Origin of the sequence: Galbibacter pacificus (assembly GCF_029603165.1) — a bacterium.
Lineage (GTDB): Bacteria > Bacteroidota > Bacteroidia > Flavobacteriales > Flavobacteriaceae > Galbibacter > Galbibacter pacificus.
Map to the genome: position 1 here is coordinate 343,004 of NZ_JAQSVC010000002.1, position 25,436 is coordinate 368,439.

Sequence of the window (25,436 nt, forward strand, 5' to 3'; positions counted from 1 at the left end):
CTATGTACAATTTTAAAACATATGTAAAACCCGTTTGAGTAACATCAAACGGGTTTTTTTATTTACATTAAATAATTACCAACAAGACGAAATAGAAATGGAAGAAAAAAAAATAAGGATTGCTATTCAAAAATCGGGCAGGCTTAACGAAGATTCCTTACGGATTCTTAAAGATTGCGGGATATCCATTGATAATGGCAGAGATCAATTAAAGGCATCGGCACGCAATTTCCCGTTGGAAGTTATGTATTTGCGAAACGGGGACATCCCACAATATTTAAGGGATGGCGTGGTAGACTTGGCCATTGTGGGGGAAAACTTATTGATTGAAAAAGGCAGGGACCTGGAAGTAATTGAAAAATTGGGGTTTTCTAAATGCAAGGTGTCTTTGGCAGTGCCCAAAAACTTTAAATTCAAATCGGTAAAAGATTTGGAAGGTAAAAAAATAGCCACTTCGTATCCAAATACAGTCAATGAATTCCTTCAAAGGGAAAAAATAAATGCCGAGCTTCATATAATTAACGGTTCGGTGGAGATTGCCCCGAATATAGGTTTGGCCGATGCCATTGTTGATATTGTTTCCAGTGGGAGCACGTTGTTTAAAAATAATTTAAAAGAAGCAATTACCATTTTAAGGAGCGAAGCCGTTTTGGTAGCCTCCCCAACAATAAGTCCGGAAATGCGGACATCCATAGAAAAACTTAGGTTTAGGATACAATCTGTTTTAAAGGCCCGCGACTCTAAATATGTGCTTTTAAATGCTCCAAATGATAAAATTGACAAAATAATAGAGCTTTTACCGGGAATGCGCAGCCCAACAGTGCTTCCTTTGGCAGAAGAAGGCTGGAGCTCCATACATACGGTTATCAACAAAGACCGTTTTTGGGAAATTATAGACGAACTCAAGGCCATTGGGGCAGAAGGTATTTTGGTTTGCCCTATTGAAAAAATGGTGGTGTGATTTATTAAAAATGATAAAAGGAATTAAGTTAAAGAATTAAGGTTTTTATCTTATTAACGAACAACGAACAACGAACAACGAACAACGAACAAAATGAACAAAATATACAATCCAACAAGAAGCCAATGGAACGAGGTTTTAAAAAGGCCTACACAGACCATTGAAGACATAGAGGCAACCGTGAGCGAGGTTTTTAACGAGGTAAGCCAGAAAGGCGATGAAGCTATCAAAAAATATACAAGTCTTTTTGACGGGGTGGACCTAAAGAACAACAAGGTTTCTAATGCAGAAATTAAAGATGCCATAAAGCAAATCCCCTCAGAACTTAAAGAAGCCATTAATACCGCAAAAAACAATATTGAAGCTTTTCATGCCGCCCAAAAAACAAACGGCATAAAGGTAGATACCGTAAATGGGGTTTCTTGTTGGCAGGAAAAGCGCCCAATAGAAAAAATTGGCCTTTACATCCCTGGCGGAACGGCACCTTTATTTTCCACGATTTTAATGTTGGCCATTCCTGCACAATTGGCCGGTTGCAAAGAGGTAGTATTGTGTACGCCGCCAAACAAGGAAGGGAAGGTAAACCCGGCCATTCTTTACACAGCTTCTCTGTGCGGGGTGGATAAAATTTATAAAATAGGGGGGATACAAGCTATAGCCGCGATGACTTTCGGTACCGAAACTGTGCCAAAAGTTTATAAAATATTTGGCCCGGGGAACCAATTTGTTACCGTGGCCAAACAATTGGCAACACGCTACAATGTAGCCATAGACATGCCTGCGGGGCCTTCGGAGTTATTGGTGGTGGCCGATGAAACCGCAAATCCTTCATATGTAGCGTCCGATTTGTTGTCGCAGGCAGAGCACGGTATCGATAGCCAAGTGGTTATGGTATCCACTTCAAAGGAAATGATAGATTCCGTGGCCGACCAGATTGAGGAACAAATTAAGGGTTTACCGCGCAGGGAAATTGCAGAAAAAGCAATAGAAAATTCCCGGCTTATTTATGTCGATACCAAGGAAGATGCACTGGAATTGATTAATGAATATGGCCCCGAGCATTTTATAATCACGGTAAGCAATGAAAATTTTTATGTAGACGGGATAGTAAATGCCGGATCGGTTTTTATTGGCGACTATACGCCCGAAAGCGCCGGCGATTATGCGTCGGGAACCAATCATACGCTTCCTACAAACGGCTATGCCAAACAATACAGCGGTGTAAATTTGGATAGTTTTATGAAGAGCATGACATTTCAAAAAATAACAAAAGACGGAATAAAAAACATAGGGCCGGCCATAGAACTTATGGCAGAAGCCGAAGGCTTGCAGGCACATAAAAATGCAGTAACCATACGCTTGAAAGATTTAAAGTGAGTTGTAGTTTGATGAAGAAATAGGGCTTCGCAAATATTTGAGTGAAGCATAAAAGCAACAACAACGAGCAACAAACAACGAACAAATGACAACAACATTCAATATAAATACTTTAGTTCGGGAGAACGTTAAAAAACTCAAGCCATATTCTTCTGCAAGGGACGAGTTTAAGGATTTCGACAAGGAGATGGTTTTTCTTGATGCCAACGAAAACCCTTTTAACAACGGCGTGAACCGTTATCCCGATCCGCAGCAGCGTTCCCTAAAACAAGCACTGGCTGGGCAAAAAAATGTTAAATCCAACCAGATTCTCCTTGGGAATGGAAGCGACGAAGTTTTAGACCTTATTTTCAGGGCTTTTTGCGAACCCAGGCAAGACAATATCATTACGCTTCCCCCAACATACGGTATGTACAAAGTATTGGCCGAAACCAATGATATTGAAAACAAGGAAGTACTTCTAACCAAAAGTTTTGAGCCCGATGTAAAGAAAATTATAAGCGTTGCCGATAAAAACAGCAAGCTCCTATTTTTGTGTTCGCCCAACAACCCAACGGGGAATGCTTTTAATGCTGAGAAAATAGAAGAGCTGTTGCAAAATTTCCCGGGGATTGTAGTTATAGATGAAGCGTATATCGATTTTTCAAACAAAGAAAGTTGGTTAAGCCGTTTGCCGGATTATCCTAATTTAATCGTTACGCAAACCTTGTCAAAAGCATACGGAATGGCGGGTATCCGTCTGGGAATTTGTTTTGCTTCTGAAGAAATCATACATGTACTCAATAAAATAAAACCACCGTACAATGTAAATCAGTTAACACAGCAAAAGGCACTTTCAAGAGTTTTAGATATTACATCAGTAAAAAATGAAATAATCTCAATTTTAGAGGAAAAGGATAGTTTATCTAAAGTTTTAGATAAAGTGTATTTTGTTGAAAAAATATATTCGTCCGATGCCAATTTTGTGCTTGTAAAAGTAGACGATGCCAATTTGCGGTACCGTCAATTATTAAAAAAAGGTGTTGTGGTGCGAAACAGGAGCACACAACCTTTATGTAAAAATACATTGCGTTTCACCATTGGAACGCCCGCCGAAAACAAACAGCTAATTAAAGTTTTAAAAGAATTATAAATGAAAAAGAAAGTACTTTTTATAGATAGGGACGGGACTTTAATAAAAGAGCCCGCCGATGAACAAATAGATGCTTTTGATAAATTGGACTTTTACCCAAAAGCATTGGCATACATGCCTAAAATTGCCGCGGAACTCGATTACGAACTGGTTATGGTTACCAATCAAGACGGTTTGGGAACGAATGCCTTTCCCGAAGATACTTTTTGGCCTGTGCATAATTTTATCATGAAAACTTTTGAAAATGAAGAAGTTGTCTTCAAAGATGTTGTTATCGACAGAACCTTTGCCAAAGACAATGCACCCACAAGAAAACCAAATACGGGGTTGTTAACCAAGTATTTTTCAAGTGAATACGATTTGCAAAATTCCTTTGTAATAGGCGATAGGCTTACTGATATTGAGCTTGCTAAAAATTTGGGCGCAAAGGGCATCTTCATTAACAATCAAAGTTATCTTGGAGCAGAGGAGATTTCAGTAAAACGAGATGAATTAGATAGTTACATTGCTTTGGAAACAGATTGCTGGAAAGCAATTTATAGCTTTTTAAAGCTGGAAAATAGGGTGGCCGAAATATCCCGAAAGACCAACGAAACCGATATTTACATCAAATTAAATCTCGATGGGACCGGAAAAAGTGAAATTGATACCGGAATTGCTTTTTTCGACCATATGTTGGACCAAATTTCCCGTCACGGGCAAATGGACTTGACCATAAGCGTAAAAGGCGATCTGGAAGTAGACGAGCATCATACCATTGAAGATACGGCCATTGCCCTGGGCGAAGTTTTTAGCATGGCACTTGGCGATAAACTCGGGATCGAACGTTATGGTTTTTGTTTGCCAATGGACGATTGCCTGGCGCAAGTGGCAATAGATTTTGGGGGAAGAAATTGGCTGGTTTGGGACGCAAGCTTTAAAAGGGAGCTAATTGGGAAAATGCCTACCGAAATGTTTTTTCACTTTTTTAAGTCGTTTACCGATGGGGCAAAAGCAAACCTGAACGTAAAGGTGGAAGGTGAAAATGAGCATCATAAAATAGAGGCGATTTTTAAGGCTTTTGCAAAAGCAATTAAAGCTGCCGTAAAAAGGGATACCGAAAAAATGATTTTGCCATCAACTAAAGGAATACTTTAGGTAATTTACATAATTCAATGGTAATAAATGTATTAATAAATAAATTAGAAAATAATCGTATAGCTAAAATTGATGAATTTTACGGTTAAAATTCTTTTGTTTGCTCTTTTAACTTCAAACTTTTAAACAATGAACATAACTATAATAGATTACGGAGCAGGTAACATACAGAGTATTAAATTCGCATTTGAACGAATTGGAATAACGGCTGTTTTGTCTGATGAAGCCGAAACAATTTTAAGAGCAGACAGGGTAATTTTTCCGGGTGTTGGGGAAGCCAGCAGTGCCATGCAAAAATTAAAAAGCACAAAATTAGACAGCATCATTCCAACATTAAAACAACCGGTATTGGGGATATGCTTGGGTATGCAACTTATGTGTAAATCATCAGAAGAAGGAAACACAAAAGGATTGGGGATTTTTGATGTAGACGTGGTAAAATTCAGCAATCAAGTAAAGGTACCTCAAATTGGGTGGAATCAAATAACCGATTTAAAATCCCGACTTTTTCAAGACATCGCGGAAAACGAATACATGTATTTGGTGCATAGTTTTTATGCGCCTTTATGCAACGAAACCGCAGCTTTGTCCAATTATGGACTCGATTATTCATCAGCCTTGCAAAAAGACAATTTTTATGGGGTACAATTTCACCCGGAAAAGAGTAGCAAAGCCGGGCAACGTATTTTGGAAAACTTTTTAAAGTTAGATGTTAAAAGTTAAATGGGAAAAGTAGAATTTATATAAAATCAATTGTTAGATAGAACTTAACAATTTACCCTTTTGATGGAAATTTCTGCTTTAAGATACCAAAATCAAGGGAGTACAGAATTATTGATAATATTCATTGAAACACAAAAAAAGAACCAAAAAGATAGACTTTTAACTTTGAATATCTAATATTTAACATAAATAAAATGAGAATCATCCCCGCAATAGATATTATTGAAGGTAAATGTGTGCGACTTTCCAAAGGAGATTACAGCACCAAAAAAGTATACAACGAACATCCGCTGGAAGTAGCCAAGGAATTTGAGGCACACGGCATCCGGCATTTGCATTTGGTAGACTTGGATGGCGCCAAAAGCAAGCATATTGTAAATTATAAGGTTTTGGAGAGCATTGCTTCTAAGACAGGTTTGAAGATAGATTTTGGCGGCGGACTCAAATCGGATGAAGATTTGCGCATAGCTTTTGAAAGTGGTGCCAGTCAGATTACCGGAGGGAGCATTGCCGTGAAGGATCCAGAAATTTTTGAGCGTTGGATTGAAAAATTCGGGAACGAAAAAATTATTTTGGGCGCAGATGCCGACAATGAAAAAATAGCCGTTTCCGGTTGGCAAGAGGCATCAAAAGAAGAACTGCTTCCATTTATTCAAAAATACCTTCAAAAGGGAATTGAATATGTAATTTGCACCGATATCAGCAAGGATGGTATGCTGCAAGGCCCATCGTTTGAGCTTTATAAAAAAATAATAAATACTTCTGAAGGCATAAAATTAATAGCTTCCGGAGGGATTTCAACTTTTGACGAATTGCCCAAATTGGCAGAAATCGGTTGTGAAGGGACAATTATTGGAAAAGCCATTTATGAAGGAAGAATAAGCCTAAAACAATTAGAAAATTATATTTTAGATAGTTAAGGTTAGGGAAAAGGGATTGGGGAATAGTTATTTGTTAATGGTTAATTGTTGTTAACGATATTTTGAAACCAGAAACCTTGAATAGTTAATGATTATTAGTGAAAAGGGAGAAGTGAAAAGGGAATGGTTATTTGTTAATGGTTAATTGTTGTTAGCGATACCTGAAACCTGGAATCTTTGAACCTCTGGACCCTCAACTCTCAACAACATAGCTACGTAACATCATAACAACATAGCAGCGTAACAATGTAACAACAAAAAAAAATGCTTACAAAAAGAATTATACCTTGCCTGGATATTAAAAATGGTCGTACTGTAAAGGGCGTAAATTTTGTAGCCCTTCGTGATGCGGGCAACCCTGTGGAATTGGCAAAGCTATATGCCGAAAATGGGGCCGACGAACTTGTTTTTTTAGATATTTCGGCTACCGAAGAACGAAGAAAAACCTTGGCCGATTTGGTGCTTCGCGTGGCAAAAAACGTGAACATTCCCTTTACGGTAGGCGGTGGCATATCGTCTATAGAAGACGTGGACACCCTGCTTAAATGTGGTGCCGATAAAGTTTCGGTAAATTCATCGGTGGTTAAAAATCCGCAATTAATAAACAGTTTATCCGCAAAATTTGGAAGTCAGTGTATCGTGGTGGCCATTGATGCCAAACAGGTCAACGGGAAATGGAAAGTACATTTGGTAGGAGGCAAGGTACCAACAGATATAGACTTGTTTGAATGGGCAAAAGAAGTGGAATTGCGCGGAGCCGGGGAAATATTATTTACGTCCATGGACAACGACGGAACAAAAGACGGTTTTGCAAATGAAGCCCTTGCAAAACTTTCCACCGAATTAAACATCCCGATTATTGCTTCTGGCGGAGCGGGGAACACACAGCATTTCACTGATGCATTTTTAAAAGGAAAAGCTGACGCGGCCTTGGCGGCAAGTGTTTTTCATTTTAAGGAAATAGAAATAAACGATTTAAAAGAAGAACTAAAGAAAAATGGAATCCCAGTTCGGTTATAATGCTTTTGGTTGATTAAATGTTAGATAGTGATTGAGAAAAGGGATTAGTTATTTGTTAATGGTTAATTGTTGTTAACAATATTTTGAAACCAGAAACCAGAAACCAGAAACCTTGAACCTTGAATCTTTGGACCCTTAACTCTCAACTCTCAACAACATAGCAACGTAACATCATAACAGCATAGCAACATAACAGCGTAACAACGAAAAATATGAAAACAAACATAGATTTTAACAAAAACAAAGACGGGTTGGTTCCGGCCATTATTCAAGATCAAAACACCAAAAAGGTATTGATGCTTGGGTATATGAACGAAGAAGCCTATAAAAAAACGGTGGAAACTCAAAAAGTAACATTTTACAGCCGCACCAAACAACGTTTATGGACAAAAGGCGAGGAGAGTGGTAATTTTTTAAATTTAAAGGATCTAAAAATAGATTGCGATAACGATACGCTTTTAATCTATGTACAACCCGTTGGCCCTGTTTGCCATAAAGGAACAGATACTTGTTGGGCAGAAAAGAACCAAGCCGATTTTGGTTTTCTTTCAACGTTGGAAAATATAATTTCCAACAGAAAAGAAAATCGGGAAGACGAAAAAAGTTATGTGGCGTCGCTTTTTAGAAAAGGAATTAACAAAATAGCACAAAAAGTAGGCGAAGAAGCCGTGGAAACCGTAATTGAAGCCAAAGATGATAATGCAGAACTGTTTTTAAATGAAAGCGCCGATTTATTGTTTCATTACCTTATTTTATTACAGGCAAAAGGATATACATTGAAAGATATTGTTAAGGTTTTGGAAAGCAGGCATTAGGATTTTTTATATTTTTAAGGACACCGAGATATAAAACCGCTTGTATGAAAAATAAAAAAATCAATCTTAAAAGGGTTATCAAAAAGCCATTTAAAACTCAACAGAAAGTTGGAAAAGCCCCAGGAACCGTTACATATTTGGGTTTACGTGAAGATGGAGAGAATAAAATTTCGGTTACCGATTATTCAGGGGATTTTTACGAGACCAAAGTTTTGGAAAATGTTGAAGAAACATTCAAGTTTAGGGATACCGAAGCCATTTCATGGATAAATGTACAGGGGCTCAGCAATGTTGAAGATATAGAAAAGCTCGGCAAATATTACAATATCAATCCGTTGGTACTGGAAGACTTGGTAAATACCAACCAGCGGCCTAAGATTGATGAATATGAAGATTATATATTTTGTGTTCTTAAAATGCTGTACCTCGACAAAGAGGGGCAGTTAGTAGTGGAACATATGGCTCTTATTCTTTGCGAACATGCCGTGTTATTGTTCCAAGAAATAGAAGCCGATGTTTTTGATGGCGTAAGAGAGCGATTGGCCAATAAATTTGGGAGGATCCGCAATAGGGGAGCCGATTATCTGTTTTTTGCGCTAATAGATTCTATTATCGATCAATATTTTATTGTGTTGGAGCATTTAACAGATAAAATAGAATTACTGGAAGAAAAAGTATACAACAGCCCCGAACAGGATGTGGCCAATAGCATTCAGCAAATAAGAAAGGAAGTTTTGGGGATACGGAAAAACATATTTCCAGTCAAGGAAATCGCAAGTAGGTTGGTAAAAACCGAACACCGGTTGATTAAAGAAGACACCAAACTCTTTTTAGGCGATGTACTCGACCATAGCATTCAAATTCATGAAACCATAGAAATGCTCCGGGAAATGAGCATGAGCCTTATGGAAATGTACATGAGCAACGTAAGCAATAAAATGAACGAAGTAATGAAGGTACTTACCATAATGGCCAGTATTTTTATTCCACTAACGTTTATTGCGGGAATTTATGGGATGAATTTTGAATATATGCCCGAGCTGCATCATAGAAATGCCTATTTTATTGTTTTGGGGATTATGTTTTTAATTATAATTATTATGCTTATTTATTTTAAAAGAAAAAAATGGCTATAAATTTTTTAAATGAATTTAGCTCTTGAACTGCAAAATAGAATATCAACCAACCTGAGAATAAAAATCAAATGAGAAAAATTGTATGTGCGTTAGTAATCTTGATAGGATTTATAAGTTGTAAAAATGAAAAATCTTCCACTTCAGCAGAAAAACAAAAAACCAATACGGTTCCCAATATTGTAATCATTAATTTTGACGACCTTGGTTATGGAGATGTAAGTTTTAACGGTTCCAAAACCATACAAACCCCCAATATGGACTCGTTGGCACTAAACGGGGTACGGTTTACCAATGCCTATGCCGCTTCTGCCACATGCACCCCGAGCAGGTATTCCCTGCTAACGGGAATTTACCCTTGGAGAAAGGAAAAAGCAAAAATTTTACCGGGAAACGCGCCGTTGTTAATAGATACCAGTCGTGTTACATTGCCAAAAATGTTACAAAATTCGGGGTATACAACAGGCATTGTAGGAAAATGGCATTTAGGGCTTGGTAGCGGAGACATTAATTGGAATGCACAAATACAGCCCGGGCCGAATGAAGTAGGTTTTGACTATTCGTACATTTTAGCGGCCACCCAAGACAGGGTACCTACCGTGTATATTAAAAACGGCTATGTGGTCGGGTTGGATAAAAACGATCCTATTGAGGTGAATTATAAAGAAAATTTTGAGGGAGAACCTACAGCGCTCAGCAATCCTGAAATGCTTAAAATGAAGTGGGAACACGGACATAATAATAGCATTGTAAACGGAATTCCAAGAATTGGCTTTATGAAGGGAGGCGATACCGCTAAGTGGAACGATGAAGAAATGGCCAATGTTTTTTTAAAAGAAGCTCAAAATTATGTAAAAACTAATAAAAAGAAACCCTTTTTCTTGTATTATGCCCTGCAACAACCGCATGTGCCACGAACACCAAACCCAAAATTTGTGGGCACTTCTGGAATGGGGCCAAGGGGAGATGTAATTAAGGAAGCCGATTGGTGCATAGGCGAATTTATTAAAACGTTGAAAGAAGAAGGAGTGTTGGAAAATACATTGATAGTACTTACGAGTGATAACGGACCAGTTTTAAACGATGGTTATTATGATGATGCTGTAGAAAAAGTAGGCAACCATAAACCGTGGGGCGATTTTCGAGGCGGAAAATATAGTATGTACGAAGCTGGAACACGGGTTCCTTTTTTTACCTATTGGAAAGGGAAAATTAAACCGGGCGTATCCAATGCCTTGTTTTGTCAAACAGATTTGTTTTCTTCTTTGGCACAATTGGTAAAAAGTAACGAAAAAGCGAAAGATAGTGAAGCATTGTTGCCTGTTTTAATGGGAGAAAGCACACACGGAAGGGAGCAGTTGACGCTTCAGGGGTCTTTGGGGACATTTTTTAGAAAAGGGGATTGGGCAATGATTCCACCGTCAAAAGGACCTAAACTTTTTAAAAATGTCAATATCGAGTCGGGAGCTTCAGACAAATATCAATTGTATAATTTAAAAGAAGATATTGGGGAACAAAATAACTTGTCAGAAAAATATCCTGATAAATTAGAAGAACTAAAGAAGGAATATCAAAATAGCCTAGCGGAATAAGCAGATAGAGATTGAGTATGTTTATAGTTGACTGTTGTTTGTTAATGAGTGAAAAAGTTATTTGTTAATGGTTAATTGTTAGGATGCTTAAATCTATTCTGGACCTTTGCAACTTTGAATCTTTGCAACATTGAACCTCTGAACTCTGAACTCTCAACAATATAGTATCATAGCAACATAACAGCATAACAACCTCAAACTTGAAACTTAAAGTTTGAAACTTTAAAAAGTGATAAGTGAAAAGGGATTGGGGAATAGTTAATTGTTAGATACTTGAAGCTACTCTGGACCTTTGCAACTTTGAACCTCTGGACTCTCAACTCTCAACTTAAAAATGTTTGTTTAGAGGCGATACAATCGTTATCTATTGATTATAAAATTGGACATCATTACCAAGGCGGCCAGCACCAAGCCCATTCCGATTAATTTTTCGAGGGTCGCATTTTTTATTTTCAAGTTGAGTTTTTGTCCGCCCAAGGCACCCAAAGCAAAACCAAGCATTATTGGCCATGCTTCGCTAAACTGAACATGGCCTAGCATAAAATGGCTAATACTTCCCGTGGTGCTCGTAATTACAATCATGAAAAGGGCGGTAGCGGTCGCAATTTTTGCGGGCATTTTAAAAACCCTAAGCATGATGGGCGTTTTTAAAAAACCGCCACCAATGCCAAAAAGCCCGGCAAGTGTTCCGGCCATCAGTCCAAAAAACAATACCATCCAAACACTAAACCGGTATGCGGCATGATTTAAATGATTTTTAATGATGTAACGCGGTTTTAGCTTATTGAGCATATAGAAAAAACCTTGGCCTTTTTTGTTCTTTTCTTTTTTGAGGAAGAAAGATATCCCTAAAAATAAAACCATAACGGCAAACAGTACCTCTAAATGCACCGCAGTAATATACGAAAGGAGCAAGACGCCAATAAAAACACCTAAAATTGTTGGCACTTCAAGCAAAACTCCCATTTTAAAGTCAACAAAACCTTCCTTTCGATTTAAAAAAGTAGAAATAAGTGACGATGGCAGAAGCGATATCATAACCGAACCAACAGCCGTTGTAAGGGGAAAATGAAAAACCGCAATTAAAATGGGCACCATAAATATACCGCCGCCAAATCCTACTACAGAACCAAACATACTTATGGTGAAGCTGATAAGAATTAAAATGATGGTAATAATGATTTCGGTTTCCATATAATTAGTTTACCAACCCTTCCAGTGTTGCCCATTCGGTCCATGACCCATCGTATACTGATTTTTTAGTATTTACAACCAATTCGGAAGCCAATAAAACAATACAGGCAGTAATTCCCGAACCGCAAGTAAAGGTCAACGCTTTAGGGTTTTCGTGTTTTATTTTTTCAAAAATAGGTATTAATTCTCTTTGATTACGAATTTTTCCGTTTTTTAAAACACTTGTATAGGGAATATTGATGGAATTTGGAATGTGTCCGCTTTTTAACCCTTTTCTCGGGTCGGGGGCTATTCCATTGTACCTTTCAGAAGATCGAGCATCAATAAGAAGCGATTGTTTCAATTCAATATTTTTTTTAATGTATGGATAATTTTTTATTTGGCTGCGATCTATTGAAGCTGTAAAGTTTCCTTTTTCAGTATCAGGTTTTTGTATCGGTACCGTTTTATATCCTTTGGCAATCCATTCTGGCAACCCTCCATTTAAAACAGCTACATTATGGTGCCCCATAACTTTATACATCCACCACGCTCTTGGGCTGGAATAGATGCCCATATTGTCGTAAATAATTATTTTACTTTTATTGTTAATGCCAAGTTTTCTACTTTCGGTTTCAAATTGCTTTTTATCTGGAAAGGTGCTTGGAAATACCGATGTTTGGTCACTAAAATTTTCTTTCAAATTAAAATAGCGGGCATTTTTAATCTGGATTTGGCCTAAATTGTCTATTTCGTCATTTACTTTTGAAGGCAAACTGGCATCCAGGATTATTAAATCCGGGTCGTTTATATTTAAGTGAAGCCATTCTACCGAAACAATTGGTGTTTCCATTTTAGCGTATCAATCAAATAAATCTGAAGATAAATAACGATCGCCGCGGTCGCAAATAATAACCACAACAACCCCTTTATCCATGGTTTTAATTAATTTTAATGCAGCGGCTACGGCCCCGCCACTGCTCATTCCTGCAAAAATACCTTCTTTTTTGGCAAGCTCTTTGGCCATGTTGCGTGCCTCGGCTTCACTTACTTCAATAACCTGGTCTACTTTTTTAGGATTGAATATTTTTGGCAGGTATTCCTGCGGCCATTTGCGTATGCCCGGAATTTTAGATTCATCCGTGGGTTGAACCCCAACAATTTCTATTTGATGGTTTTTCTCCTTTAAAAAAGTAGAAGTACCCATAATGGTTCCCGTGGTTCCCATGGAAGAAACAAAATGAGTGATTTTGCCATCGGTATCTCTCCATATTTCGGGACCGGTGGTTTTGTAATGTGCTTTCCAGTTATCGTCGTTTCCAAATTGGTTGAGCATTACATAGCCTTCGTCTCTCACTTTAGCTTCGGCATAATCACGGGAGCCTTCAATGCCAACATCGGCAGAGGTTAAGGTTACCTTGGCACCATATGCCCGCATGGTCTGTACCCGCTCTTTGGTAGAATTTTCCGGCATAACGAGTTCCAGGTCCAAATGGAAAAGGCTGGCAATCATAGCCAGTGCTATTCCGGTATTTCCACTGGTAGCTTCAATAATTTTGGTGTTTTCTGTAATTTCGCCCCTTTCCAATGCGCTTTTAATCATATTGTAAGCGGGACGGTCCTTTACACTTCCACCGGGGTTGTTACCTTCCATCTTGAAAAGCAATTTTACATACGGCTTATTTATTAAAACTTTGGCTTCTACCAAAGGCGTATTTCCTATTTGGTCAAGTATTGAAGAGCTATTCATTGGTAACGGTCTTTATTTTAATATCGGGGGTATGGGAAACGACCGAATTTGCGGGAATGGACTTTGTTAGCCAAACATTTCCGCCAATTACGCTGTTTTCACCAATTACGGTATCTCCTCCTAAAATGGTTGCATTTGCATAAATGGTAACATTATTTTCTATGGTAGGGTGCCTCTTTACGTTTTTTAAGTTTTTGGCAACATACAGGGCGCCCAAAGTAACTCCTTGATATATGCGGACATGATTTTTTATAACAGCGGTCTCCCCAATAACAATTCCGGTGGCATGGTCTATAAAAAACGACTTGCCAATTTTAGCGCCCGGATTTATGTCCACACCCGTAAGCCGGTGCGCATATTCGGTCATTAAACGCGGTACCAACGGAAAACCTGTTTCGTACAGCTCATGAGCTAACCTATAAATGGCAATGGCATAAAACCCCGGATAGCACAAGTATACTTCTTCTTTGGAAAGTGCTGCCGGATCGTCTTCTACAAATGCTTTTGCGTCGAGATTGAGCAATTCCAGTATTTGTGGAAGCTTTGCCAGATAATTTTCCCAAACCTTCGAGCATGGCTTTTTTACGTTCCAGCATGCCAAATCTACCAAGTCTTCAAAAGTGGCGGCTAGTTTTTCCATGTTTTCATCAACTGGAGTTTCGGCATCAAATAAAGTATAAAACAAAGTGTCCGTAAATTTTTCGGCAGTTTCTTTTAAACGGAACTTTAAATTAGGCTGTTGTTTGTGTTTTTTAATGCTATCGGCTATCGATTTTTGCATAACAATCTCTTTTAATTCAAAATTAATAATAATAAATGCTATAGCCCATGCAATTTGTATAACTTTATAAAACTATAACAAAACTAATCAGTCGTATGAGCATAACTCACATTTCGCCAAGTGTCTATAATTTTTTAAACAAACTGAAGGACAATAACAATAGAGACTGGTTTAATGAACATAAAGAAACATTTAAAAAAGAGCAACAAGAAGTTAAGGCATTTTATCAGGCTTTAATGGAAAAGCTACGCCTTCATGACGATATCGAAGACATGAAAATGTTTAGAATTTATAGGGATGTTCGTTTTTCTGCTAATAAACAACCTTATAAAGAACATTTTTCGGGGAGTTTTAAGCGGACGAAACCTAGGTTACGGGGCGGGTATTATTTGCATATTGAGCCCGGAAATACTTTTCTGGCCTGTGGCTTTTGGGCTCCCGAAAAGGAAGATTTATTGCGGATAAGAAAAGAATTTGAACTGGATGATGATGAAATAAGGGAAATTCTTAGTGAAAAAAAATTTAGGGATACTTTTGGTCAGCTTAAAGGCGAAGAACTTAAAACGGCGCCAAAAGGTTTCGACCGGGAACATACAGCCATCGACCTTATAAGAAAAAAGCAATATGTGGTTACCAAGAAATTTACCGACAAAGAAGCTACATCTTCTGGGTTTATCGATACTGTAGACGAATCGTTTAAAGCAATCCGCCCGTTTTTTGATTACATGAGCGACGTGTTGACAACCGACCTAAACGGGGTTTCTTTAATTGATTAATATATTTTTTCAACTACATAGGTATTGTTATTAAAGCTAATGCTATCTCCAATTTTTTTACCAATAAGCAACTGACCAACAGGAGCCTCTTTGGAAATGGCAAAAAATGTTTGGCCATCCAAAATTATTTTGCCCAGCGGGATAGACAAGAAAAAATTTCCATTACTGCATGCTACAAGACTCCCTTGCTTCACGGTGTCGTTGGTTTGAAAAATATCGACCTGTTTGAGTTTAGCCTTAAGGCTGTTGGCCTCTTCAAGATATTCCAGTATCTTGGTAAAATTACTTCCGTAGCCATTGCCGCTGCTGCCTTCGCCTTCATCTCCCTTGGTTTTGTCCTCGTTTTCTGCAGATTCCTTTATAATGTTGATTTCGGCTCTGTAACGTTCAATCCTTTCGTTTAAAATGTCGATACATTTATGGTAAAGCTGTTCCTTGTTCATTATCTAAATTTAAAATGAGCAGTTATGTAAAATTAACAGATAATGAAAACTTAAATCATAAAAATCATATAAAAAATCAAGCAACTATTTCGTGCTCCAAAAGCTGAATTTGATCTTTTAACCTTTCAATAACCAAATTCATCATCCTTTTGTTCAAGGCAGACGAGTTTTCAATGTAAATTAAATATTCATCTACGGTAAACTGTCCAATAACCATTCCTTTTAAAGAGTTCCTAAACTTAATGTCCTTTTGAATGGCATTGTCGATATACAGAAATCTTTTTTCCAGCGATAAAGTAAAAAATACGCCTTTGTGCTTGTTGGCATAATTTATAAAAGCTTCCAACAATAAATCGTTTTGCAGTTTAATAATAGGCCTTAAAGTAACGTTCTGGAAACGTTCGTCTTTACTCATTGAATCATAAACTGATGCTGATGGAATTTCTGGACGTACACTAAGCAAATCCGTTGTTCTGGTATCCATAATAGAGAAGTTTCTTTAAAGTTATGAATATATTTAGCTACAAAAATTTAAAAAAAAGATACTTTTCAACCATGTTATAAACAATAACACATCTTTAAGAAAGAAGCATTAACAAAATAGTAATTTAGTAGAAAAAGAATATGATTTATTCCATAAACCCATATACGGGCAATAAGATATGCAGTTTTACAGAACTTACCGATGCAGAAATAGCCCAGCAGATAAACAAGGCAGACGCGGTATATAACGAGTGGAAAAATACATCCTTTAAAGAACGCTCTCAATTGATGCTGCATGCAGCCAAAATACTTTTGGCAAATAAAAAAGAATATGCTTCGACCATAAGCGAGGAAATGGGAAAACCCATAAAGCAAGCAATAGCCGAAGTTGAAAAATGCGCATGGGTATGCGATTATTATGCAGAAAATGCAAAAGAGTTCCTGTTGGAGAAGCAGATTCCTACCGATGCAAAAAAAAGCTATGTCTCATTTGAGTCTTTGGGAGTTATTTTGGCCGTTATGCCATGGAATTATCCTTTTTGGCAAGTGTTTAGGTTTGCGGCCCCAGCACTAATGGCAGGAAATGCAGGAGTTTTAAAACATGCCTCTTCGGTAATGCAAAGCGCAAATAACATACAACAAATCTTTGAGGATGCAGGATTTCCAAAAGGATTGTTTCAAAACTTGGTTATTGGCAGCAGCAAAGTTGATAGTGTGATAAAAAACCCAAAAATAAGAGCGGTTACCCTTACTGGAAGTAAACCTGCAGGAAGTGCTGTTGCAAGCACTGCGGCAAAAGAAATAAAAAAATCGGTGTTAGAGCTGGGCGGAAACAATGCTTTTATAGTTTTAAAAGATGCCAATATAGATCAGGCCGTAGAAATAGGGGTGAATGCCAGGTACCAAAATACGGGTCAGAGTTGCATTGCCGCCAAAAGGTTATTATTGCACGAAGCTATTGCTGAAGAATTTACAGAAAAATATATTGTTAAAGTGAAGCAATTAAAAAGCGGGGATCCATTGAATGAAAAAACTTATATTGGGGTTTTGGCAAGGGAATCCCTGGCAGAAGATTTAGAGAAACAAGTTGAAGATTCACTTAAAATGGGTGCACACGTTTTATTGGGCGGAAAACGGAAACAGGCTTATTATCCACCTACCATTTTAACAGACGTCACAAATGAGATGCCTGTTTTTATAGAAGAAACGTTTGGGCCGGTAATTGCCATAAAAACATTTAAAACTATTGAAGAAGCTATAGAAATATCGAATACTTCTGAGTTTGGGCTTGGGGTTTCTTTATTTACAGAAAATATTGACGAAGCCTTAAAATTGGTTCCCAGATTTCAAGAAGGTGCCGTTTTTATAAACGAATTGGTAAAATCGGATCCAAGGTTGCCATTTGGTGGAATAAAACAATCTGGCTATGGTAGGGAATTGGGTAGTTTTGGTATTAAAGAATTTGTGAACATTAAAACGGTTTATGTAAAATAAAAAACCTCCGAAAGTCAAATTTCGGAGGTTTTGAGTGTATTGCATTTTATTTATTGCTAATACCCCGGATTTTGTGTTAATGTTGGTTCTCCAGATGCGTCAACACTTAAGTCAATTTGCGCCTGTGGAATTGGAAAATACTCACTCTTTCCCGGAATGAACTTACCGCCACGTACGTCGGTTGTTATAGAGCCTTGATATGCAAAATAAGCATTTAATGTTTGCTCTGCAATACCCCACCTTACAAGGTCGAAGAAACGGTGACCTTCCATGGCCAATTCCAGTTTTCTTTCAAAATAGATGGCTTTTAGGGCATCTTCTTGAGAACCAAACTGCGCAGTGGTATAATCGCTTATATTGTAATTTGCAGCATTGGTAGTTTCATCAAACCCAGCCATTGGGTCACTTTCATCTTCATATTCCTTTAAGAAACCATTGGGATTTGCTGCTCTTTCTCTAACACGGTTTACATATCCCATAGCTAGGTCAAGGCTTCCTGCTTGTGCTTCTGCTTCGGCAGCCATTAATAAAACATCGGCAAAACGGATTATATGCACGTTAATAGCTGTACCAGGAGCCCATGAACTCTGATCGGCATATTTGTCTTGTGTTGCTTGCCAATAGATGTTCTTTTTAGGGGCATAAGGGCCACCGTATGCTTGATCTCGTACCCAAGCAGCGCCGGGATGGTCTCCCCAGTCATGGAAGGGGACGCCACGACGGCCCACTGTCCAATCCACGCGGGGGTCAAGAGAACCTGTATAGGGTGTAAAGGAATCATCAGCTGCAACACCCATATCATTTTTAACAGGGTTTTGGTTGTAATTATCCAAATCTGGCAAACCGGTAGTTTCATCAGTTTTATAGGAATTTACCAAGTCTTGTGTTGGCTGTAAAAAGCCACAACATCTAAACGGACTGTTATATGGAAAGTTTAATTTTCCGCCTTGATTGGAATTAGCAATAGTTCCGGTTCCGTCATTAGCGACCATTTGGATATCGAATACCGTTTCGGCATTATTTTCGGTTGCTGCATCAAAATTATCTTTGAAATCAGGAACGAGATCGTATTTTTCACCTCCGGAATTTACCCCCATATTAATTACATCGGTAAAAATGGTTTTGGCTTCTGAAAATTTTTGTTGATATAAATAAGTTTTTCCCAAATAAGCGGCGGCGGCCCATTTATTGGCTCTTGCAAATTCACCTTGAGTAGGAGGTAAGTTGTCGTAAGCATACTGAAAATCAGCTTCTATCATAGGCCAAATGTCCTGATCGTTGGGTTGCTTTGGATCCTCTGTGGTTTCATCAATCCAAGGAACCATATTGAACATTTTTTTTAGTTCAAAATAATAATGCCCTCTTAAAAATCGGGCTTCTGCCATAATTTTCGTTTTATCTCCTTCTGAAATATCCTCGGCTTCATTACAGTAATAAATGGTATTGTTGCACCTTTTTATACCTTCATATGTGGCTCTCCACTTGGTATTAAAAAAGCCATTGGAAGGATCAGCAATAAATTTGGCAATAGGGTCAATTGCGGGTTGATCCCCACCAAAACTTCCTTTACTGGCTATACCGCCAACAACAGTACCATAAATCCAATTATCGGGAGCGGCTTCCCATGGATTTCCACCTCCCAAAGCTTCTCCACCGGTAGAATTTCCTTGACCGTCCAAAGCGGCATAAGCACCAATTAACAAGGCTTCAACACCTGTTTGAGTTGCCACTTGATCTTCAGGGAGCGCACCAATGGTAGGTTGCTCCAAAAAGCTATCGGCACATGACCCCAAAGCCAGCATAAAGATTAAAATAGGAGTGTATATATAGCCTATTCTTTTTATAATTTTCATATATTTTCTTTTTTTAGTGTACATAATTAAAATATTACATTAAGTCCAAACAACAATTGTCTTTGGTTAGGATAGGCACCTTCATCGATACCAAAGTTTACAGATCCCCCAGATATTTCCGGATCAAGTCCAGAATAAGAGGTAATTGTAAAAGCATTTACCATTTGTGCGTACAAACGTAGCTTGGTAAGGTGTATTTTATCAAGAATTGATGACGGTAACGAATACCCTAATTGCATTTGTTTTGCCCTTAAATAAGAGCCGTCTTCTACAAAATATGAGTTAGGGACACCCGCTGTACTAGTAGACCCAGTAGTTTCTTGAATTGGAGCCCTGGCATTATGGTTATCTGGTGTCCAAGAATCGTACAAAGCTGTTTTACTTTTAGCTCCTTGAAACGAACTATAGAAATCGGTCCACCAGCGTACATTGTTCCATATATCATTTCCTTGAGACCCATATAAGAACATACTAAAATCCCAATTTTTATATAATAATTCTATATTCAAACCATATGTAAAATCAGGATTTGGATTTCCAAGAAAAGTTCTGTCGTCAGCATTTACAATATTATCTCCGTTTGTATCTGCATATCTAAATCTACCTACGGCAACATCACTTTGATATGTAGCGTTAGCATTTCCAGTTGCGGCAACGGCATCGGCATTTGCTTGATCTATTTCTGCTTGGGAATTCCAGAACCCGTCTATTTGATATCCAAAAAATTGACTTATTGAATGTCCTTCGGCATTTCTAATAATTGAGCTACCGTTAAAACGTCTTCCTTCTAAATCAAAATACTGCAATTCATCGGTGATTCTTATAATTTCATTATCATAAGAAGTTAATGTCACTGATGTATTAAGTTTTAAATCTTTGGTTATGTTGAAGAAGGTAGAAATATCAATGTCAATACCACTATTTTTCATTTCTCCAACATTTATATATGGTACTGTTGCCGCGCCTACTGTAGCTGGCAAGTTTGGATTATATAAAAGGTCTTTTACTGTTTTTTTATAATAATCGGCTGTAATTTGCACGGAGTTGTTGAATAGTGAAGCATCTATACCAATATTTGTATTGATATTCTTTTCCCATTGCGCACCTGGATTTCCGATTCTTGATTGAGAAAACCCTTCTGATGTACCCTCATTACTACCGCCAATGGCATAATATGAACCTTGCTGATTTCCAAGGAAAGTTGTGAATGAGTTTTGTGGATCTACATTTAACTGGTTACCCATAGTACCATAACCACCTCTTATTTTAAGGTCGTTTAACCAATTAGTTTCCGGGAAAAAGCTTTCATTGGTTATGTTCCAACCAGCACTAAAGGCAGGGAACCAACCGTATTGATTTTCTAAAAACCGTGAGGATCCATCACGACGAATAGTAGCACTTACTAAATAACGATCACTAAAATTGTAGTCTAGTCTACCAAAAACCGATGCCAATTGATCCTGATATTTAAGACTGTAGTTTGTTTGCGTACCCGATCCAGTATCTAAGGTTACATAATCTGGGTCGAAAGAGAAGTAATTTTGAGTAGTACCACCAACTTCGCGCCCTTTGTTTTGATAGGCTTCAGTACCCAATAATACTGTTAAGTTATGCTTTTCATCAAATGAATTTTGATATTTAACGGTATTGGTCCATGTCCAATTAAAGTTGGTAGCAGCTCCTTCCGTATATTGGTTTACGGTTAAATTTTCAGAGTTTTCATATTCAGGAAACTGGAAAGAGTTAAAACTATCTGTAAAATATTGGCCTCCGAAACTGGTTCTAAAAGTAAAGTGCTTTAAAAAGTCAACTTCGGCAAAAACATTTCCGAAAATCCTTGAAGATACCCCTCTGTTATTTCGGGTCCTGTCCATAATAGCCACCGGGTTTTTAGCATTACCCAAACCACTACCAAAGGAACCGGCATAATTGCCCATAATATCATATACGGGAATAATAGGCTGATTTCTAAATGCCATCCCGATGCCACTTCCTTCTGTAAGGGCATCAATTTGTGGATTGTCACGAATGGTAAAACTCATATTTTCCCCAATACGAACATTTTTTCCAATATTGTAGGTAGCATTGGCTCTAATGGTATAACGTTTTAAGTATGTATTAATTAAAGTTCCTTCTTGGTTAAAGTAATTTAAAGAGAATAGATAGCTGCCTTGATCACTACCACTACTTACCGATAGGTTATGACTTTGAATACTGGCCGGACTAAAAATTTCCTGGAACCAATTGGTGCCTTGTTTGTTGGCGCGTACAATTCTATAAAAATCATTTACGTCTCCTGAATTTGTATAATTTGGATCGACATTATACAATGACTCATCTACTGAATTGGCCCCCACCGGTGCAATGTAATTTGGTAATACGGGATTGGCCCCGTCCCCATATTGATCACTGCTTGGGGATTCACCTGGATTGGTATTGCGTTGCGCTATCCAGTTTAAGTCGGCCATTTCTTGAGAATTTAAGATATTCCATGGGTTTCCACTTTGTACCATCTGTACTCCGTAGTAGGAGTCATAAGACACCTTCATCTTACCTTTACCTTTTTTTGTGGTAATAATGATAACTCCATTTGCAGCACGGGAACCATAGATTGAAGCTGAAGCCGCATCTTTAAGTACCTGCATGGTTTCTACATCATTTGGATTTAGATCACCAATTCCATCAGTGGGGATGCCATCTACAACATAAAGGGGGGTGTTGTTGCCAAAGGTGTTGGCCCCACGAATTTTTACCTGGGGGGCTTCCCCTGGTTGTCCACCTCCGGTAATTGTTACCCCGGAAACACGCCCTTGTAATTGATTGGTAACATCAGCAGAGGGCTGCTGTGTTAATTCTTCTGTATCTACTACAGAGATTGCTCCAGTTAAATCCTTTTTACGTTGGGTACCATAACCTACCACTACAATTTCATCCAGTGCTGTAACATCTGCAGAAAGGGTAACGTCGATTGTGGTTTGCCCATTAACGGGAATCTCTTGGTTTTGATATCCAATATAGGAATAAACCAAAGTAGCGTCTGCGCTTACGGTAATGGAATAGTTTCCGTCAAAATCGGTTGTTGTTCCATTTGTAGTTCCTTTTTCAACAACGTTCGCCCCGGGAATTGGTGTTCCGGTCTCGGCGTCGATAATTGTACCTGTAATTTGTTGTTGAAGATTTGTTGAGTTGTCTTTAATAAGACCTCCCTTGTTAGCATACATACTTACACTAAAAAGTGCAAATATTAAAGGGAAAAATAGCTGTTTGAAAGTTGTCAAATAGTTTTTCACACATTTAATTTTGGTTAGACAATATAGTTAGCAAAATTATGTTAATGAATTCATAATTCGGTTAAAATTAGCTAAAAATTAATCGAATATTAAAATTTTAATTAACTTTTTTGAGAAAAGAATATATAAAACGAGCAAAGACTGCTAATTTGATAATAGCATATAAACTATACATATAACTTAATGAAAAGCTAATAAAAAACTAATAAAAGATTATTTGAAGAATTGCAATTTTTGTAAATTGATTGCTACTATTATAGAATATATAAATTTAATTTTTTTGATGAAATGAAATTTGGAAAAGTAAATAATCCTGAAAATATAGATTTTAAGCTACCGAAAGATCATCCCGAGACCGAAGTAATCCTTAAAAAGAAAAAAACAAAAACCGCAAAATTAAAAGTGCATGTTGGTTGTGCAAAATGGAACAAGCAAGATTTAAAAGGTTTTTATCCAAGAGGCACAAAAGATGAGTTGTCGTATTACAGTTCTCAATTCAATTCAATTGAAATGAACTCTACTTTTTATAGGAATTTTCCAATCGATCAGTTTGATAAATGGTATGAAAAGGTACCAGCCGATTTTAAATTTTTTCCAAAAGTCAATCAAATGGTAAGCCATATGAAAAGGCTTATCGAACCTGAAAAATTTCTCCCAGAATACTTAGACGGTGTTTCGCATTTTAAAGACAAGTTAGGGACCATATTTTTGCAGATGCATAATAATTTTGGACCGAAAAACTTTGACCGTGTAATACATTTCATTGAACAATGGCCCAAAGAGTTTGGCCTAGCAGTTGAATTTAGGCATACAGATTGGTTTAACGACGAAAAAGTAGCTCAGGAATTATATCATTTATTAGAAGAAAACAATGTAACCAATGTACTTGTGGACACGGCCGGAAGACGAGATCTTTTACATATGCGTTTAACCACCAATGAAGCTTTTATAAGGTATGTAGGTGCCAATCACGCTACCGATTACGAGCGTCTTGACGATTGGGTGAATAGATTAAAGATTTGGCATGACGAAGGCCTTTCCAATATTAATTTTTTTGTGCATCAAAACTTGGAAAAAGAATCCCCTTTATTATCGGCTTATTTTATTAAAAAGCTAAATAAGGAATTGGGAACAGATTTAAAGATTCCTAAAACCAAAGATGGAGAAAATCCCAAGCTTTTTTAAAGCATACGGAGTATTGTATTATTGATCCGACATGTTAATGTAGCTCAATGATATAACAGTAAAGTTTATGGTTCAATCAATTTCAACAATAATCAATTAATTTGACTGGCGGTTCTTCATAAAATTCTGTAGGTCCGAACCGGAAGGACTTTCAAATATTTCAAGATCAAAATGTGGGACCGCTGCAATTATGTGCTCAAAAATATCTGCCATAATACGTTCGTAGTTTTCCCATCGCTTATCACTTGAAAAAACATAAATTTCAAGAGGGATCCCTTCGGGGGTAGGCGCCATATGACGGGTCATAATCATAAGGTCTTTATTTGTGGCCGAATGATTTTGCAGGTACAAATCGCAATATTTCCTAAAGACACCAAGGTTGGTTTGGTTCCTTCCGTTAACAATATTGAGGTCTTTGTCGTAGCCCTGTTCTGTATTGAACTTATTGATATCGCGTTGCCTGTGCTCAATATATTGCTGCACGGCCTGAATGCTCTGGAATTTTTTCAATTCTTCTTGTGAAAGGAATTTCACGCTCGACGCTTTTATAAAAATTGCCCTTTTAATACGCCTACCGCCACTTTCTTGCATTCCTCTCCAGTTTTTAAAAGAATCGGAAATAAGTGCGTAAGTTGGAATAGTGGTAATGGTATTATCGAAATTTCTAACTTTTACCGTTGCAAGGTTAATTTCAACTACATCGCCATCGGCCCCATATTTTTCCATGGTAATCCAATCGCCAATGCGTACCATGTCGTTGGTAGAAGTTTGTATGCTGGCAACAAAACCCAATATGGTGTCTCTAAAAACAAGCAATAAAATGGCCGATGCAGCACCCAGTGCGGTAATAAACTTTACAATGGAATAGCCGGTGAGTTCAGAAAAAATAAAAACAATTCCTATAAACCATATAAAAATAATAACAACCTGTGCATAACTATCCAAAGGCTTATCATAAAAGCGGTCGGTGGTACGAAGGTAATTTTTTATGCTCCTTACAATACTCCTTAAAATAAATACAATAAGCAGTATTAAATAAATATCCGTAGCTTTTAAAAGAAAGGTCTCCAGTGTTGGGAAATCTACAAAAACATAGGGGATAAGGCGCTTGATTAATATAAAAGGAATGATGTGCGCAACAAACTTTGGAAAATTGCTCTTTACCAAATAATCATCAAAAGTTGTTTTGCTTTTGTTTGTAAAAGAATAAAAAAACTTAACCACAAAAGTCCTTAAAATAAGATCTATTACGTAAATAAAAACACCAACTACAAGAATATTGATTAATAAATTGATTTTTTGAGCGGTTCCCAATGCATATCCTTGATTTAACAACCAATCGTGAACGTGGCAACTAAGTTGGGTCAATAATTCCTCTTTATCTTCCATAAAGGTTTA

At 37.5% G+C, this 25,436-nt stretch carries 22 protein-coding genes; 13 read left to right on the forward strand and 9 right to left on the reverse strand.

The genetic code is table 11. From position 1 onward, the window contains the following. Positions 1-97: 97 nt before the first annotated feature. The 10 genes from hisG to PSF86_RS06015 all read left to right on the forward strand — a co-directional run bounded on the left by hisG (position 98) and on the right by PSF86_RS06015 (position 10,810). Positions 98-961 carry an ATP phosphoribosyltransferase gene (gene hisG / locus PSF86_RS05970; RefSeq protein ID WP_277899604.1) on the forward strand — a complete coding sequence of 288 codons (864 nt, stop codon included), beginning with the start codon at positions 98-100 and terminating at the stop codon, positions 959-961. 93 nt (positions 962-1,054) lie between these two features. Next, complete coding sequence (gene hisD / locus PSF86_RS05975) at positions 1,055-2,338, forward strand: histidinol dehydrogenase (RefSeq protein ID WP_277899145.1); 1,284 nt, start codon at positions 1,055-1,057, stop codon at positions 2,336-2,338. Between the two features lie 85 nt (positions 2,339-2,423). Next, positions 2,424-3,470: a histidinol-phosphate transaminase gene (gene hisC, locus PSF86_RS05980; RefSeq protein ID WP_277899146.1), complete on the forward strand. Its 1,047-nt coding sequence runs from the start codon at positions 2,424-2,426 to the stop codon at positions 3,468-3,470. Continuing rightward, positions 3,471-4,607: a bifunctional histidinol-phosphatase/imidazoleglycerol-phosphate dehydratase HisB gene (hisB, locus tag PSF86_RS05985; protein ID WP_277899147.1), complete on the forward strand. Its 1,137-nt coding sequence runs from the start codon at positions 3,471-3,473 to the stop codon at positions 4,605-4,607. Positions 4,608-4,736: 129 nt separating this feature from the next. After that, positions 4,737-5,330: an imidazole glycerol phosphate synthase subunit HisH gene (gene hisH / locus PSF86_RS05990; protein ID WP_277899148.1), complete on the forward strand. Its 594-nt coding sequence runs from the start codon at positions 4,737-4,739 to the stop codon at positions 5,328-5,330. Positions 5,331-5,524: 194 nt separating this feature from the next. Continuing rightward, positions 5,525-6,250, forward strand: coding sequence for a 1-(5-phosphoribosyl)-5-[(5-phosphoribosylamino)methylideneamino]imidazole-4-carboxamide isomerase (gene hisA / locus PSF86_RS05995; RefSeq protein WP_277899149.1), 726 nt, complete (start codon positions 5,525-5,527; stop codon positions 6,248-6,250). Between the two features lie 264 nt (positions 6,251-6,514). Next, positions 6,515-7,270, forward strand: coding sequence for an imidazole glycerol phosphate synthase subunit HisF (gene hisF / locus PSF86_RS06000; protein WP_277899150.1), 756 nt, complete (start codon positions 6,515-6,517; stop codon positions 7,268-7,270). A 212-nt stretch (positions 7,271-7,482) separates the two neighbouring features. Continuing rightward, positions 7,483-8,085 carry a bifunctional phosphoribosyl-AMP cyclohydrolase/phosphoribosyl-ATP diphosphatase HisIE gene (gene hisIE, locus PSF86_RS06005; RefSeq protein ID WP_277899151.1) on the forward strand — a complete coding sequence of 201 codons (603 nt, stop codon included), beginning with the start codon at positions 7,483-7,485 and terminating at the stop codon, positions 8,083-8,085. Between the two features lie 44 nt (positions 8,086-8,129). Next, complete coding sequence (gene corA / locus PSF86_RS06010; RefSeq protein ID WP_277899152.1) at positions 8,130-9,221, forward strand: magnesium/cobalt transporter CorA; 1,092 nt, start codon at positions 8,130-8,132, stop codon at positions 9,219-9,221. A gap of 68 nt (positions 9,222-9,289) precedes the next feature. Then, positions 9,290-10,810 (forward strand): sulfatase family protein, encoded by a 1,521-nt coding sequence (locus PSF86_RS06015; protein WP_277899153.1) that lies wholly within the window; start codon positions 9,290-9,292, stop codon positions 10,808-10,810. A gap of 360 nt (positions 10,811-11,170) precedes the next feature. On the opposite strand, the gene PSF86_RS06020 is transcribed toward PSF86_RS06015, so the two are convergent. From PSF86_RS06020 to epsC, 4 genes are read right to left on the reverse strand one after another with little or no spacing between them, the layout of a single operon-like run. Continuing rightward, positions 11,171-12,004 (reverse strand): sulfite exporter TauE/SafE family protein, encoded by an 834-nt coding sequence (locus PSF86_RS06020; protein WP_277899154.1) that lies wholly within the window; start codon positions 12,002-12,004, stop codon positions 11,171-11,173. Between the two features lie 4 nt (positions 12,005-12,008). Continuing rightward, positions 12,009-12,836, reverse strand: a complete 828-nt coding sequence (locus PSF86_RS06025; protein WP_277899155.1) for a sulfurtransferase — start codon at positions 12,834-12,836, stop codon at positions 12,009-12,011. Positions 12,837-12,845: 9 nt separating this feature from the next. Beyond that, positions 12,846-13,733: a cysteine synthase CysM gene (gene cysM, locus PSF86_RS06030; RefSeq protein ID WP_277899156.1), complete on the reverse strand. Its 888-nt coding sequence runs from the start codon at positions 13,731-13,733 to the stop codon at positions 12,846-12,848. Then, positions 13,726-14,514 carry a serine O-acetyltransferase EpsC gene (gene epsC / locus PSF86_RS06035; protein ID WP_277899157.1) on the reverse strand — a complete coding sequence of 263 codons (789 nt, stop codon included), beginning with the start codon at positions 14,512-14,514 and terminating at the stop codon, positions 13,726-13,728. Before epsC ends, cysM begins: the two co-directional genes overlap by 8 nt. Before the next feature lie 95 nt (positions 14,515-14,609). Between epsC and PSF86_RS06040 the strand changes: the two genes are divergently transcribed. After that, positions 14,610-15,290 carry a DUF2461 domain-containing protein gene (locus PSF86_RS06040; RefSeq protein WP_277899158.1) on the forward strand — a complete coding sequence of 227 codons (681 nt, stop codon included), beginning with the start codon at positions 14,610-14,612 and terminating at the stop codon, positions 15,288-15,290. On the opposite strand, the gene PSF86_RS06045 is transcribed toward PSF86_RS06040, so the two are convergent. Beyond that, positions 15,287-15,733, reverse strand: a complete 447-nt coding sequence (locus PSF86_RS06045; RefSeq protein WP_277899159.1) for a transcription elongation factor — start codon at positions 15,731-15,733, stop codon at positions 15,287-15,289. The two genes, PSF86_RS06040 and PSF86_RS06045, sit on opposite strands and share 4 nt — an antisense overlap. A gap of 76 nt (positions 15,734-15,809) precedes the next feature. Next, the gene (locus tag PSF86_RS06050) at positions 15,810-16,217 is read right to left on the reverse strand and encodes a glyoxalase (protein WP_277899160.1); all 408 of its coding nucleotides are present in this window, start codon (positions 16,215-16,217) and stop codon (positions 15,810-15,812) included. A 140-nt stretch (positions 16,218-16,357) separates the two neighbouring features. Between PSF86_RS06050 and PSF86_RS06055 the strand changes: the two genes are divergently transcribed. After that, positions 16,358-17,710 (forward strand): NAD-dependent succinate-semialdehyde dehydrogenase, encoded by a 1,353-nt coding sequence (locus tag PSF86_RS06055; protein WP_277899161.1) that lies wholly within the window; start codon positions 16,358-16,360, stop codon positions 17,708-17,710. A gap of 56 nt (positions 17,711-17,766) precedes the next feature. On the opposite strand, the gene PSF86_RS06060 is transcribed toward PSF86_RS06055, so the two are convergent. Both PSF86_RS06060 and PSF86_RS06065 read right to left on the reverse strand, forming a co-directional pair. Beyond that, complete coding sequence (locus tag PSF86_RS06060) at positions 17,767-19,563, reverse strand: RagB/SusD family nutrient uptake outer membrane protein (RefSeq protein WP_277899162.1); 1,797 nt, start codon at positions 19,561-19,563, stop codon at positions 17,767-17,769. A 26-nt stretch (positions 19,564-19,589) separates the two neighbouring features. Further along, entirely contained in the window at positions 19,590-22,784 is a 3,195-nt protein-coding gene (locus PSF86_RS06065; protein WP_277899163.1) for a SusC/RagA family TonB-linked outer membrane protein, read from the reverse strand. A 357-nt stretch (positions 22,785-23,141) separates the two neighbouring features. Between PSF86_RS06065 and PSF86_RS06070 the strand changes: the two genes are divergently transcribed. Next, complete coding sequence (locus PSF86_RS06070; protein WP_277899164.1) at positions 23,142-24,038, forward strand: DUF72 domain-containing protein; 897 nt, start codon at positions 23,142-23,144, stop codon at positions 24,036-24,038. 96 nt (positions 24,039-24,134) lie between these two features. Here PSF86_RS06070 and PSF86_RS06075 read toward each other — a convergent pair whose 3' ends face one another. After that, positions 24,135-25,427: a mechanosensitive ion channel family protein gene (locus PSF86_RS06075; RefSeq protein WP_277899165.1), complete on the reverse strand. Its 1,293-nt coding sequence runs from the start codon at positions 25,425-25,427 to the stop codon at positions 24,135-24,137. Between the last annotated feature and the right edge of the window lie 9 nt (positions 25,428-25,436).